Source organism: Methyloceanibacter marginalis, assembly GCF_001723295.1.
Classification (GTDB): domain Bacteria; phylum Pseudomonadota; class Alphaproteobacteria; order Rhizobiales; family Methyloligellaceae; genus Methyloceanibacter; species Methyloceanibacter marginalis.
Window position 1 is genome coordinate 1 of record NZ_LPWD01000401.1, and the last position, 13,799, is coordinate 13,799.

Consider the following 13,799-nt stretch of genomic DNA (forward strand, 5'->3'; position numbering starts at 1 on the left):
AAAACCCGATGTCATCGTTGTTGATCTTGCGATGCAGGCCGGCGCGTTGAGCGGGCTGTCGTTCTTGCGCCGGTTACGCCGCATCGATACGGAGCGCCCGTGCTGGTGCTGACCATGCACCGAGACCCGATGATCGTCGGGAGGGCGCTGGAGCTTGGTGCGAGCGGTTACGTTTTGAAGGATGCACCGCCCGAGGAGGTGGTTCGCGCTTTTCAGAAGGTCAGTGGGGGAGACTCCTACCTCAGTCACGATCTCGCCTCGGACGTCGTGTTCAGCCGCTTGCGGGAGAAAACCAACCGGCTGGAGCGTTTGACCCCGCGTGAACTGCAAACGCTCACGCTTGTGGCCGAAGGGAAACCCTATGGCGAAATCGCAGAAGAGCTCGAGGTGAGCTACAAGACCGTCGCCAATATCTGCACGCAGCTTAAGACCAAGCTCGGCGCACGCACTCGACCGGAACTCATGCGCATCGCCATTCAATACCTGCCGGGACCATCCAGCTTGGGCAGTACATTCGGCGAGCGACCGCGCCGTGGCGAGCCGTTCGACGAGCTCTGATCCGTCTCAAAGGAGACGGTTATTATCCGCGCATGGGCAAGGACGTTTGCCAATCGTGTTACCAGGTCCTGGCAAGACGGCAAGCCAACCGCACCCATTTGCACTGCTAGGCACCGCGTGCACGCGGCCACTGCTTTGCACTGAGCTTTGGTAACAGTTCCAGCAACCAATCAGATAGCTTCCCACACATCGAGTTCCCCCATTAGGGCCTCGTGGAGGTTGGTTCATCGCTGCTGGCAATACCCTCTAATAAGTGCCGCGAAGCGCGTTAGAAATTCAGCGCCCGCGCCGATGAAGCTCCTTCTCAAAAAATCCGCCGTTGACGCCGTAGGCGATCAAGCCGGCATTTCTTGCAATCCTTCGGGAGGAGCAAACGATGAGGTTCCGAAATTGTGCAGTACTTGCAGGGGGCCTGTTCGCCGCTCTGCTTCTGGCTTCAGGGCCGGTCATTGCGGATGAGTCCGCTTCGGCCGAGATCGACAAGAGGGCACAGGACCCCAATCAGTGGCCTGCGCCTGGTCGTGACAATCTTCTTACGCGCTTCAGCCCGCTGAAAGATATCAACACCGACAACGTCGGCAAGCTGGAGATGATCTGGGCGCAGTCGATGAACTCGCTGCGCGGCCAAGAGGGCCAGCCGATCGTTATCAGCGACGTTGGCGGCAAGCCGATGATGTTCTTCGTCAGCGGCTGTCCGAGCATGGCTCTCTGCAACGTGGTCCAAGCTTTGGATCTCAGCGATCCGGACAATCCGAAGCAGATCTGGAACTACGTGAAGACGACCGACCGTGACGAGTCGGCCATTCCGCGCGCCTGCTGCGATACCGTCAACCGCGGCCTCAACTATGCCAAGGGCAAGGTGGTCTTCCACACGCTCGATGGTTTTGTCATCGCGCTCGATGCCAAGACCGGCAAGGAGCTGTGGACCGTCAAGCATGCTTATCCTGAGCATGGCGAGACGCACACGGGCCCGGCCATGATCGCCGAAAATCTGGTGATCGCCGGCTTTGGCGGTGACGAGTTCGCCGCCCGCGGCCGTTTGGACGCATACGATATCGAAACTGGTGAGAAGGTGTGGACCTGCCACTCCACCGGTTCCGACAAGGATGTGTGCCTGACGCCGGAATCCAACAAAGCCAATCCCCATTTTGGGACCGCCGGCAAGGATCTTGGCATCAAGACCTATCCTGAAGGCGAGTGGAAGATCGGTGGCGGCGCACCTTGGGCGTGGTTCAGCTACGACCCCGAGCTCAAGATGATCTACGCCTCGACCGGTAACCCGGGTCACTGGAGCCCCGGCCTGCGCTGCGCCCTCAAGGGTGACGATCATACCCACGAGAAGTGCAACGAATACGATGCAGAGCTCGGCTCCGGCCCGTTCGACAACAAGTGGTCGATGACGATCTTCGGCCGCAAGGTCGACACGGGTGAGGTGGTGTTCGCCTACCAGATGACACCGTTCGATCAGTGGGACTATGACGGCGTCAACGAGAACATCCTCGTGGACATGGAAATCGACGGCAAGAAGCGTAAGACGCTTGTTCACTTCGATCGGAACGGTTTTGCCTATGTGCTCGATCGCACCGACGGTACGCTGCTCCGCGCGAACAAGTTCGTGACCGTGGACTGGGCCGAGAAGGTCGATCTCAAGACCGGCCGTCCCATCAAGGTCAAGGCGCATTCGCCGTTCAACATTGGCGTCAACACGTCGTCTTGTCCCTCGGCCATGGGCGGTAAGGACCAGCAGCCTTGCGCTGTCGATCCATCCGATCCGACCATGTTCTATTGCCCCACCAACAACTGGTGCATGGAAGACGAGCCGCAAGAGCGCACGCACACGCAGCAGGGCACGGTTTACGTGTTCGCCAACGTGTACATGTATCCCGAGAAGCCCGGCATCACCGGCAAGTTCAAGAAGTTCAATGTCTTGACCGGTGAGACCGCTTGGGAGATCCCAGATCCCTATCCGAATTGGGGCGGGGGCATGGTCACCGCAGGCGGTCTGGTGTTCTACGGCAGCCTCAATGGCGACTTCCGTGCCGTCGACCGCGACACGGGCAAGATCCTGTGGAGCCGCAAGTTGGGCTCCGGCATCATCGGCAACCCGATCACCTACAAGGTGGGCGGCAAGCAGTATGTGTCGGTGCATTCCGGCATCGGTGGCTGGATCGGCCTGCCGGTGACCGCAGGTCTGGACTTGAACGACAAGTTCGGTGCCATCGGTGCCACGGCGATGGCCAAGGCTGCGGGCCTCAACCTGATCCCGCAGGGTGCCAACGTCTATACGTTCAGGGTCTCTGACTAGTTCTCCCTAGTCACGGGCGCCAGGTGCGGAAATCGTCCGGCCTGCGCCCGACCATCGGTGTAGGCGGTCCCTTTTTTGGGGCCGCCTATGCGCCTTAGAGGGCGCCCCAGTTAGATGTAGGAGTTTTGGTAACGTGACCTTCCGTCCCGCTGGTCTTCTGCCGCTGATCGCCGCCTGCCTGGGAATCACGGTTTGGGCTTCTTGTGCCGGAGCGGCCGACAAGTTGTCTTTCGACAGCACGAAAAACTTCGACGAACTGACCCACGCCGAGAAAACCATCGCGAAGAAGCTTGCCCGCACGACGAAGCTGCACAACCTGCGCGTTTGTGCCGACCCGGGCAACATGCCGCTCTCCAACGACAAGCGCGAAGGCTACCAGAATAAAATCATCGAGGTTCTGGGGCGGGCGATGGGCACAAGCGTGAGTTATTTCTGGCGTCCGTATCTTGAGCGTGGTCTGACCCGAGAGACATTCGCGAACAACGAGTGTGACATTCTCCTCGACATGCCGGCGGACTACGAAAGCCTGCTGACGACCATTCCCATCTACCGCAGCACCTATGTGCTGGCCTATCGCGACGACAGCGGTCTTCACTTCGAGGACTTGGACGATCCACGGCTCAAGACATTACGCTTAGGAGCGTTTCAACACTCCGGAATCCGGCTGGCATTAGCCAAGCATGGCGTCCGGGACAATGTCAGCATTCATGTCATTAGCCACGATGCGGACCTTTCGCCGGAGAAGCAGCCGTGGCGGCAGGTTCAAGAGGTGGTGGACGGCGATCTCGATGTCGCCGCCGTGTGGGGGCCGTTTGCGGGCTATGTCAAGATCGTGCGGGACGCGCCGCTGACGCTGCAGCCGGTGAATCTGATGGACGATCAGATTCCCCTCGAGTTCAGCCTCGCCATCGGCATGCCGAAGACCAACGCGGTGCTCAAGTACAGGCTGGAAGATGCGCTCGAGGCGTCAAAGGACGAAATCAAGCAGATCCTGGACGATTACGGCGTGCCGCTCGTCCAGTGCAGCAAATGCATCGTGCCTGGTGACATCCCATCTCACGGGTCCTTCTTCGAGCGCGGTCAGCAGGCGGCTCATGAAATCTTCCTAGAGCCGCTCCCGGACGACCAGACCCAACTCGACAAAAAGCAGGCGAGCGCCGATCAGATCGTGACCGAGGAGCGGTTGGACACTTGGCTTGCGGATGGCGCCGACCTGACCCAGGAGCTCTCGAACGCCGTCCTTGCTTCCGATCAGGGACGCGTGGATCTCCTTCTGGAGCGGGGCGCCGACATCAACAAGCGCAATCTGCAAGGGCTGACGCCGCTCCACGGGGCCGCGCGGCAGCGCGACTCAAACATGATGACCTTCCTCATAGAACGCGGTGCCGATGTGAACAGCCGGGACAGCGACGGCTGGACCCCGCTGGCTCATGCCGCCTTTCGCAATCACGTGCCCTCGATCGAAGTACTCGCGGAAGCCGGCGCCGATCTCGAAGTCGGTCCGCCCGGCTTTACGCCGCTTTCAATCGCGCTTGCCGAAGGAAAGTTCTATGCCGCCAAGGCGCTGCTCGAAGTGGGCGCTTCGGCGAACGGACCGGCGGGTACCGAGCAATTGACGCCGCTCATGCTGGTCGCCAGTCAGCGCGAGGTAGAACAACGGTCGGCGCGGCTCAACCAAGGGCCAAGCTCCGTCGAGATCGCGGAGCTTCTGATTGAGAAGGGTGCGGATGTGAACGCTAAGAGCGCCAAGGGGATCACGCCGCTCATGGTTGCGGCTGCTCACGACAATCCACCGCTGATCGGCGTGATCGCTCAGGCCGGCGCGAACTTTGGTGTCAAGTCGCCCGACGGGAGAACCGCCCCTTCAAATCGCCGCCGCCAACAACAACAAGGCGGCGCTGCAGCAGCTCGAATTACTCGAAACGTTAGGCGGTACGAGGGCTCCGGGGCAACCCGGGGTCGGCCAATAATGGCGTTGAATGCTTTGAGCCGCCGCGTCCTGTTGGCGCTCGGTGCGGCCGCGCTTTGCTTTGTGGCCGTTGGGCAGGTTCAAGTTGCTGCTCAGAACCTAGCGCCCGGTGGCGAGCCTAAGACCATCACCATCCACTATCTCGGCAAAGCCTATAAGGAACCGCCGCCGCTCTCGCTGCTTGAGAAGATCCTCACCGACGAAGGACTGGCCGGCGCAAAGCTGGGTGTGCACGACAACAATTCGACGGGCAAATTTCTTGGTCAGGAATTTGTGCTTCAACCGGAAATTGTTCCAGAAGACGGCGATCCGGTCGCCAAGGCGCAGGAAATCTTCAAGATCGGCGATGCCTTGATCATCGCCGATCTTGAGCCCAGCGACCTGCTCGCGATCGCCGACCTTCCGGAAGCTGCGAACTCGGTCATCCTCAATGTCCGCAGCGACCAGGACGATTTGCGTGAGCAAGACTGCCGCCAAAATGTCTTTCACATCCTGCCAAGCTACGCCATGCGCGCCGACGCTCTGGCGCAATATCTTATCTGGAAACGGTGGAACCGTTGGTTCCTCGTGACAGGCAAGACGGCAAAGGACAAGGCTTATGCGCAAGCCGTGAAGCGGGCGGCGAAGCGCTTCGGTGGAAAGATCGTCGAGGAGAGAGCGTTTGAGTTCGACGCAGGCAATCGCCGGACGGATTCCGGACATCAGCAGATCCAGACCAAGATGCCCGAGCTCACGCAAGGGGCCGCGTCTCATGACGTGGTCTGGACGGCGGATGTTGGCGATGCGTTTGGAACCTATCTCTTGTTCCGTACCTATGACCCTGACCCGGTCGTGGGGACGCAAGGTCTGGTCGCGGTCGCGTGGCACCGCGCCTACGAGCAATATGCGGGGACGCAGCTCCAAAATGCGTTCGAAGAGGCGGCGGGCCGGATCATGACCGAGCGGGATTATGCGGCCTGGCTTGCGGCGCGTGTATTCGGCGAGGCGGCGACGCGCACGCAGGAGACGGACGTTTCCGTTCTACGCGAATACATCAATTCAAAGGACTTCAAGGTTGCCGGCTTCAAGGGGCAGCAGCTGACCTTCCGCCCGTGGAATCGACAGCTCCGGCAACCTGTCCTCATCATCGGTCCGCAGGCGCTCGTTTCCATGTCGCCGCAAGACGGTTTTCTTCATCCGCACTATTTGACCGACACGCTCGGGTTCGACGCGCCCGAGAGCAAGTGCTCCCTTCCCAGTCAAACCCGTTGAGACAAAGACCCTCCTCATGAAACTGAGATTTGTAGCCGTCGTTCTGCTTGCGAACCTGCTTACCGTTCCTGCCGCGCCGGCCCTCGCCGTTACGATTTTTGTCAGCAATGAGCGTGACAACACGGTCACCGTGGTCGATGGGGACACTTTCGAAATCAAGAAGACAATAGAGGTCGGTCGCCGGCCTCGCGGCATCATCATGTCGCCGGATCACAAAGAGGCTTTCGTCGCTCTTGGCGATGATGAGGTTATAGCGGTCATCGACACCGAGACGCTTGAGGTCTCGCGGCGCATTCCCTCCGGTCCCGACCCGGAGCTATTGGCGGTCGATCCGAAAGGCGAGCGGCTCTATATCGCCAACGAAGACGATGCCCTGGTGACCGTGGTCGACCGCAAAAGCGGTGAAACGGTCGGCGAGGTCTCCGTGGGGCTCGAGCCGGAAGGCATGAGCGTTAGCCCCGATTCCAAAGTCACGGTGGCCACGTCCGAGACGACGAGCATGGCCCATTTCATCGACAACAACACGCTGGAATTGCTGGCGAATGTTCTTGTCGACACGAGGCCGCGGGAAGCCACGTTCTCCCCGGACGGCAAGACGGTCTGGGTTTCCGCGGAGGTGGGCGGCACGGTCGCCGTGATTGACGCCGCGAGCCACGAGGTGCTGGAGAAGATCGGCTTCGCCGTTCCGGGCGTACCGCCGGAACTCATTCAGCCACTCGGGGTCGACTTCTCCAAGGATGGCAAGCTCGTTTTCGTGGCGCTTGGTCCGTCGAACCGCGTGGCGGTGATCGATGCGGCCACCTACGAGGTCAAGGATTACATCCTTGTGGGACAGCGTCCATGGCATCTCGAGCTTTCGCCGGACGGGCGTAAGCTTTATGTGGCGAACGGCCTGACCAACGACATGACCATCATCGACGTCGAAAGCTTGAAGGCCGAGAAGTCCGTGCCGGTCGGACGCTTGCCCTGGGGCGTCGCCGTCATGCCGTAGCGCAGGTCGTGCCGCTGATCGAGGCCGGACATTTTGCCTTGACGGGGCGGGGGCGCAGACGCCATGACCCCTAGCATGTTGATCAAAGTCATCGGCGCAGGCGCGGGCGGCGGTCTGCCCCAGTGGAATTGCAACGGCCAGAACTCGGTCGATGCGCGGCATGGCCTGCCGACGGTCAAGCCACGCACCCAGGCCTCCGTCGCGGTCAGCGCCGACGGCCGCCAGTGGGTTCTGTTGAATGCCTCACCCGATATCAGGCAGCAGATCAACGCGACGCCGGAGTTGCATCCGGACCGCCAAGGTCCGCCCCGCAACAGCCCGATCAAGGCCGTGGTGCTGACCAATGGCGACGTGGATGCGGTGGCCGGACTTCTGTGTTTGCGTGAAAGCCAGCCCCTCACGGTCTATGGCAGCGCGCGTGTGCTCGACGTGCTTGCCGATAACAGCATCTTCGAGGTGCTGAACCCCGATCTCGTGAAGCGCGAGACCATGGCGTTGGGCGAGTCATTCGCGGTCGAAGGGCCTTCAGGGCCGGTGGGCCTTACCATCGAGGCCTTCACGGTTCCCGGCAAGATCCCGCTTTATCTCGAGGACGAAGAGAAGGGCACGGGCGGCAGCTTCGGAACGGAAGAGGGCGATACTGTCGGCCTCAAAGTCACCGAGGACGCGAGCGGAAAGCACTTTTTCTTCATTCCGGGCTGCTCGGGACTCGACGAACCGTTGCGCGAACGCCTCAATGGCGCGCCGCTCCTGTTTTTCGACGGCACGCTCTACACCAACGACGAGATGATCGTTCAAGGACTGATGCAAAAGACCGGCGACCGCATCGGCCACATGAACATGTCGGGCCCGAAAGGGACGCTCGAGCAGATGGCGCCGCTTAATATCGCGCGTAAAATCTTCATCCACATCAATAATTCCAACCCGGTGCTGCGCGACGACTCACCTGAGCGGGCCACGGTAGAGGGCGCCGGCTGGGAAGTGTCATACGACGGAATGGAAGTGACGCTTTAAGCCCTAGCTTTGGCCCGCGCGTCCCGTGCGCGCATTGCCGATCGCCACAACATTACTCTGCCTTGGGGGGGTGACCGGCTTGTCCGCACGACCGCCGCCGTGGTCCAATAGGCTTGAATGCGGTCGGCGAACGGGCCGGGCTTCTCGACGAAAAGCCTCTTGCCCTTGACCTTGGCCTCCTTGCGCAGGGCCTTGTGGCGTTTGCGGCAGCGCTTCATGAAGGCTGCGGTGTCCTCAAGGCTGCCGAAGGTCATGGTCGGCGTCGAGACGAGATGCATCAGCATGGCGATGTCATGGTCTTCGCCGAGCAATTGCGACAGGGCGCGCGCAGCCTCGGCGCGGGCGGAAAGCTCCGAGGGCCAGCATGGCGTGAGCAGTTGCATCTGCCGCCAATGATGCTGGACGCCCTTGCGCCACTCATGCATCTCCTCCGCATCGTCGGAGTCGAACACCGCCTTGAAGTGCTTCCGCGTCGCTGCGTAGCAGCGCTCGAGGCCTTTGGCGAGCGGGGTGAAATCGTCCGGATAGACGGCCAATCCTGCGAAGCCGGGGCGAAGCTCCAGAAGCATGTGCATGGCTTCCGATGCGGTGGTCTGCTCCAGGTTCTGCTCGGCTGCGTGTCGGCGCTTGTGTAGCCAGCCGCGCACGGATTGCATCGGGGCGTCACCAAGATCGGCCTCGGTGTTTTCCTCCAGCTTGTCGACGGCATCGAGCAGGGCTTGGGCGTCGCGGGCGGCAGCAAGCCCCTTGCCGATGCGGGCCACGCGCGCCGTCAGGTTGGCGAACACCGGCTCAGGCATGCCTGGCCGGGCCAGGAGCAGGAGAGAGCGCAATCTTTTGAAGCACTTGCGCGCGCTGTGCACGCCGGTGTGGCGGTCAGGCGGAGTCGCCAGGGAGGTGTGAGCGATCTCCAGTTCGGTCAATGCCACAGAGCGTAAAGCCTCGCTCACTGGCATGGCCGGATCGAGCCGGTAACTCATCACTGTTCCCGCATCAGTCCTTGTCCCCGTTTGCCGATCATTCCTTTCAGGGGCAGTCGGGTCAACCTTAAACTCGCCTGTCAGGCGTGTGCAGAACCTGTTGATAACTGTCGCCAGGGCTGTGTGACAGCGACCCAATTTCCGGTCCGAAGTTCAGGATGTTGGTGTGTCATGATGTCCGTGATGACGGCGACGCTGTCGGCGCCCGCGTCCAGCACGCCAGGCGCCCGCTCCGGGGTGATGCCGCCGATGGCGACGAGGGCGCATGAGACCTTTTTTCGCCACGCCGCGAGCCGCGCCAGACCTTGCGGCGCCCAGGGCATTTTCTTGAGCAAGGTCGGGTAGATGGGCCCGAGCGCCACGTAATCCGGGCCGGCGGCGAGCGCCACATCGAGTTCTTGCTCGCTATGGGTGCTGATGCCGATCCTGACGCGCGCGGCTTTGAGGGCGGCGAGATCGGCGTCCGCAAGGTCCTCCTGGCCGAGATGCACGAAATCGGCGCCCGCGTGCAGCGCCTCACGCCAATAGTCGTTGACCACGAGTTGGCAGTCCTGCACGGCGCACAGCGTCAGCGCCTTGGCGATCTCGGCGCGGACGATCTCGGCGGGTTGATCCTTAATGCGAAGCTGGACCAGCTTGATCCCTAGCGGCAGAAGCCGCGCGAGCCACTCCGTGTCTGGCACGATGGGATAGAAGGGATCGAGATGGACCACGTCAGGAGGCGTGATCGATCTTGAAGAAGGGCGTCCCGGCAAGCGGGGTCGAGGGCGAGGCCATGTCGCGCGGCTCGATCATGCCCGCTTCATAGGCCAGCCGGCCGGCCTTGATCGCGCTCGCGAAACCTTCCGCCATTTTCACCGGGTCGCCGGCCTTGGCGACGGCTGTGTTGAGCAGCACGCCGTCATAGCCCATCTCCATGGCTTCGGCCGCGTGGGAGGGGGCGCCGATGCCCGCATCGACGATGAGCGGCGTGTCGGGAAAGTAAGCGCGGAGCGTCTGCAGCGCGGAGCGGTTGGCGAGACCGCGCGCCGAGCCGATGGGCGAGCCCCACGGCATCAGCACCTCGCAGCCCGCGGCGATCAACCGTTCCGCGGCGCTCATGTCTTCGGTCGTATAGGGCAGCACCGCGAAACCTTCGGCACAAAGCACGCCTGCGGCCTCCACCAGTCCGAACAGGTCCGGCTGAAGCGTGTCGTCGTTGGCGATGACTTCGAGCTTGATCCAATTGGTGCCAAAGAGCTCCCGCGCCATCTGAGCGGTGGCGATTGGCTCCTTCGCCGTATGGCAGCCGGCGGTGTTGGGCAGCACGCGGCGGCCGAGCTGCTCGATCAGCGCCCAGAACCCTTGGCCCGTGCGGGCGCGCGCCGACTCCCGGCGAAGAGAAACAGTGACGATCTCCGCGCCCGAAGCCTCGACCGCCTGGCGCAGAATATCGGGCGAGGCGTACCCGGCCGTGCCGAGCAGCATGCGCGAGGTGAAGCGTGTGCCGTAAAGCTCGAGCATCAGCCGCCCTGCCTCGGCGCCACGATCTCGACCTCGTCAGCCTCGGTGAGCTGCGTGTTGCCGCGCGCCGTTGCGGCCACGAAGCTGCCATTGACGGCCGTGGCCACCTTGGCATCGGCGAAGCCGAGCGCGGCGCATAGCTCATCGAGGCTTGTTGCCTCGGTCACGAAACGCTCACCGTTGAGCAGGATCTGCAACGAATACCTCCGGATTGGTGGCGCCGGTCTCCAGATAGTCGGCGACTAGCTCGGCCATGACCGGCGCGAGCAGAAAGCCATGCCGGTAGAGGCCGTTGACATAGATATAGCCGTTCAAGGGGATAATCCTAGGCCGGTTGTCGGAGAATGCGGGGCGAACGCCGGCTCCGAGGGCCAGAATCTCCGCCTCTCCGAAGGCGGGATCGAGCACATAGGCGGCGCTCAGGAGCTCCAGCGCCGAACGCAAGGTGGCCGGCCCCCCGTCTTCCCGTTCGATCGCCGTGGCGCCGACCATGTAGAGGCCGTCCCCCCAGGGCACGAGATAGAGCGGAAAGCGCGGATGCAGCAGGCGCACCGGACGCTGGATATCGATTTCTGGCGCGCGGACCACGATGCGCTCACCACGCACACCGCGCAGGGTCGGCAGGCCGTCCTTGGCCGCCAGCCCGCGGCAATCGACGATCAGATCCGGCGCCTTGCGGAATGGTCTCCATGCCGAACTGAACGGCGACACCGGCCGCCTGGACCTCGCCGAGCAGGAAGGCGAGCGCTGCGTTCGGGTGGTGGCTTCGCCCGCATAATAAAGGGCCGTGCCGAAGCGCGGCGCGAGGCCGGGCTCGAGCTCCGCAAGCGCTGCCCCATCGAGACGGCCGGCGCCCTCGGTCATGCGCTCGAAGCGGTCGAGCAGGCTGCGGTCGCGCGCCGGGGCGACGACCAGGCTGCCCTGCGCCACAAGGCCGGGATAGGCCTCCTTCCAGAGGGCAATACCGCGCTCGCCGAGCTCGCGGATGATTGCTTCGGCGCTTTCCTCCTCGCAGCGTGGCGCGAGCATGGCGCCGGCATAGGGGCTGCAGGCATCGGCGAAGGGCTCGGCCGAGCGTTCGGCGAGGATCACCTGGTGGCCGCGGCGCGCCAAAGTCAGCGCTTGCCAGAGACCGGTGATGCCGGCGCCGCGGATCGCAATTTTGAGGGGAGTACTTGTCATCTTTATATGGGTTGCCTCGCTAGAGGGGATGCCCTGGACGGCGGCTTCTGTCCAGCCCTCGCGCTCAATCGCCGAGAGCCACGCCCTCGCGGCGCGGGTCGGCCCCGCCTTCAAGCCCGTCCGGCGTCACGGCGATAATGTGCTCGCCGCTGGTCATGTCCATGCGGCGGACCTTGTGACCCTTGGCTTCGAGGCTCGCGGCCAGCGGGTCCCACGCCGGCTCCGGCTCCATGAGGACCACGTCCTGCGTGCTGCCGAAATTGAGCAGCGCCGCGGCTTGCGCCGCATCCATCTGCCAGTCCAACAGCGCGAAGATGGTCTTCAGGTTGAACATGATGATGCCGGGGCCGCCGGGCGAACCCAGCACGTAGTCCAAATCGCCGTCCGCGCCGAAGATCATGGTCGGGTCCATGGAGCTGCGCGGCCTTTTTCCCGGCTCGACGTGGTTGGCAATGGGGCGGCCCGCGGCATCCTCCGGCAGGAAAGAGAAATCCGTGAGCTGGTTGTTGAGTAGGAAGCCGCGCACCATGGTCCGCGCGCCGAAGGACGTTTCGATGCTGGTGGTCAGCGAGAAGGCGTCGCCCGCATCGTCCACCACGGAGACGTGGCTGGTGCCGCCGCGCTCCTTGGTGCGATCGCGGCCGAAGGCGCTGAGCGGGATGACAGGCGGCGTCCCGGCGGTGACCGTCTCTTGCGCGCGTTCGGGGTCGATCAGCTTGCGGCGCTCGGCGAGATAGTTCGCGTCGAGCAAGCCATCTAGGGGCACGGCGACGAAACCGGGATCGGCGAGATAGCGCCCGCGATCGGCGTAAGCGAGGCGTTCGGCCTCGGCGATCAGGTGGGCGGCCTCCGGCGTGAAGGGAGCCGGACCGAGATCGAAGGGCTCCAAGATGCCGAGCACCTGGCCGATCGCGACGCCGCCCGATGACGGCGGTCCCGCACCGCAAACGCTGCGCCCGCGATAGGGCATGCAAACCGGCATGCGAGGCTCGGCCGTGTAGGCCGCGAGGTCGCCGGCCGACAGCGCGCCAGGCTTGCGCGGATCGTTCTGCACGGCGCTCGCGATATCGGCGGCGATGGCGCCCTTATAGAAGGCATCCGGACCTTCGCGGGCAATGATGTCGAACGTCTCGGCAAGCTCTGGATTTTTGAGCGTGTAGCCTTCCGGCCGTGGCGCGCCGTCCTGATCGAAGAAATAGGCGCGGGCGGACGGGGCGAAGCTTTCCGGATCGCTCCCCGCGAGCATCTTGGCGAGGCGGGGCGAGACGGAAAATCCATCCCGGGCGAGCGCGATCGCGGGCTGGAACAGTTCCGCCCAAGGCAACTTGCCGTATTCATCGTGCACCAGTTTGAGGGCGGCGAGTACGCCAGGCACGCCGACCGACAAGCCGCTATGCATGGCCTCGGGCCGCGACAGCGGGTTGCCGTCCGCATCGAGAAAAAGCTCGGGCGTCACAGCGGAGGGCGCGGTCTCGCGGCCGTCATAGCTCGTCAGCGTCTCCGCCGCCTGCTCCCAATAAAGCATGAAGGCGCCGCCGCCGATGCCGGACGACTGCGGCTCCACGAGCGTCAGCACCATCTGCGCCGCGATGCCGGCATCGATCGCGCTGCCGCCCTGGCGCAGCATCGCCAGGCCGGCTTCCGCGGCAAGCGGATGCGCGGCGACAATCATGTGGTTCTTGGCCGTGACGAGCGGTTTCGGCGTCAGACCGCTTGCGCCTTCGGGAAGGTCCAGGGCTTGCGCGGGCGCGGCGGCGAGCAGAAGCGCCAGCGCTGCGGCGAGGAAGGGGCGGAACATGCGGCGCAGCATAGAAGGTTTTTTGGGGTACGCGAGTCCGTCACCGCGACGCCTTTTTTTGCGCTACCGCGCTTCCTTTGATGTGCTACCGGCCTTCGGCCTGCTTGAGCACGAGGCGTACTCGAGCGCGGGCGGCCCAAAATTTCTCGCTGCCTTGCGGCACGAGGCATGAAGTGGCCCCCGAGGGGCTTGGCCCCGAAGGGGGTGACGCGCCGCGTGGCGCAAGTCCTTAACAGGTCTCCGCGGGT

At 63.2% G+C, this 13,799-nt stretch carries 11 protein-coding genes; 5 read left to right on the forward strand and 6 right to left on the reverse strand.

The window, feature by feature from the left end; all coding sequences use genetic code 11:
• Positions 1 to 99 precede the first annotated feature (99 nt).
• The 5 genes from AUC71_RS13560 to pqqB all read left to right on the forward strand — a co-directional run bounded on the left by AUC71_RS13560 (position 100) and on the right by pqqB (position 8,088).
• Positions 100 to 558, forward strand: a complete 459-nt coding sequence (locus AUC71_RS13560; protein WP_069624666.1) for a LuxR C-terminal-related transcriptional regulator — start codon at positions 100 to 102, stop codon at positions 556 to 558.
• Between the two features lie 376 nt (positions 559 to 934).
• A complete protein-coding gene (locus tag AUC71_RS13565) occupies positions 935 to 2,863 on the forward strand; it encodes a PQQ-dependent dehydrogenase, methanol/ethanol family (RefSeq protein ID WP_069624667.1) in 1,929 nt (642 codons plus the stop codon).
• A gap of 133 nt (positions 2,864 to 2,996) precedes the next feature.
• Positions 2,997 to 6,083, forward strand: a complete 3,087-nt coding sequence (locus AUC71_RS18880; protein WP_141701709.1) for a quinoprotein dehydrogenase-associated putative ABC transporter substrate-binding protein — start codon at positions 2,997 to 2,999, stop codon at positions 6,081 to 6,083.
• Between the two features lie 16 nt (positions 6,084 to 6,099).
• On the forward strand, positions 6,100 to 7,074 hold the full coding sequence (locus tag AUC71_RS13575; RefSeq protein ID WP_069624668.1) for a PQQ-dependent catabolism-associated beta-propeller protein: 975 nt from the start codon (positions 6,100 to 6,102) through the stop codon (positions 7,072 to 7,074).
• A 75-nt stretch (positions 7,075 to 7,149) separates the two neighbouring features.
• Positions 7,150 to 8,088: a pyrroloquinoline quinone biosynthesis protein PqqB gene (gene pqqB / locus AUC71_RS13580; RefSeq protein ID WP_069624669.1), complete on the forward strand. Its 939-nt coding sequence runs from the start codon at positions 7,150 to 7,152 to the stop codon at positions 8,086 to 8,088.
• On the opposite strand, the gene AUC71_RS13585 is transcribed toward pqqB, so the two are convergent.
• The 6 genes from AUC71_RS13585 to ggt all read right to left on the reverse strand — a co-directional run bounded on the left by AUC71_RS13585 (position 8,085) and on the right by ggt (position 13,563).
• Entirely contained in the window at positions 8,085 to 9,017 is a 933-nt protein-coding gene (locus tag AUC71_RS13585) for a CHAD domain-containing protein (protein ID WP_204376727.1), read from the reverse strand. The two genes, pqqB and AUC71_RS13585, sit on opposite strands and share 4 nt — an antisense overlap.
• 131 nt (positions 9,018 to 9,148) lie before the next feature.
• Complete coding sequence (locus AUC71_RS13590; RefSeq protein WP_069624671.1) at positions 9,149 to 9,781, reverse strand: thiamine phosphate synthase; 633 nt, start codon at positions 9,779 to 9,781, stop codon at positions 9,149 to 9,151.
• Between the two features lies 1 nt (position 9,782).
• Positions 9,783 to 10,571: a thiazole synthase gene (locus AUC71_RS13595; protein ID WP_069624672.1), complete on the reverse strand. Its 789-nt coding sequence runs from the start codon at positions 10,569 to 10,571 to the stop codon at positions 9,783 to 9,785.
• Positions 10,571 to 10,768: a sulfur carrier protein ThiS gene (gene thiS, locus AUC71_RS13600; RefSeq protein WP_069624673.1), complete on the reverse strand. Its 198-nt coding sequence runs from the start codon at positions 10,766 to 10,768 to the stop codon at positions 10,571 to 10,573. The genes AUC71_RS13595 and thiS overlap by 1 nt, the downstream gene beginning before the upstream one ends.
• Positions 10,746 to 11,753: an FAD-dependent oxidoreductase gene (locus AUC71_RS13605; protein WP_069624676.1), complete on the reverse strand. Its 1,008-nt coding sequence runs from the start codon at positions 11,751 to 11,753 to the stop codon at positions 10,746 to 10,748. The genes thiS and AUC71_RS13605 overlap by 23 nt, the downstream gene beginning before the upstream one ends.
• 64 nt (positions 11,754 to 11,817) lie before the next feature.
• Complete coding sequence (gene ggt, locus AUC71_RS13610) at positions 11,818 to 13,563, reverse strand: gamma-glutamyltransferase (protein WP_069624674.1); 1,746 nt, start codon at positions 13,561 to 13,563, stop codon at positions 11,818 to 11,820.
• Between the last annotated feature and the right edge of the window lie 236 nt (positions 13,564 to 13,799).

Bases quoted from the DNA above. Each gene is read 5' to 3' on its own strand.
- ggt (WP_069624674.1), bottom strand. From the start codon at position 13,563: ATGCTGCGCCGCATGTTCCGCCCCTTCCTCGCCGCAGCGCTGGCGCTT.
- AUC71_RS13605 (WP_069624676.1), bottom strand. From the start codon at position 11,753: ATGACAAGTACTCCCCTCAAAATTGCGATCCGCGGCGCCGGCATCACC.
- AUC71_RS13595 (WP_069624672.1), bottom strand. From the start codon at position 10,571: ATGCTCGAGCTTTACGGCACACGCTTCACCTCGCGCATGCTGCTCGGC.
- AUC71_RS13575 (WP_069624668.1), top strand. From the start codon at position 6,100: ATGAAACTGAGATTTGTAGCCGTCGTTCTGCTTGCGAACCTGCTTACC.
- pqqB (WP_069624669.1), top strand. From the start codon at position 7,150: ATGTTGATCAAAGTCATCGGCGCAGGCGCGGGCGGCGGTCTGCCCCAG.
- AUC71_RS13565 (WP_069624667.1), top strand. From the start codon at position 935: ATGAGGTTCCGAAATTGTGCAGTACTTGCAGGGGGCCTGTTCGCCGCT.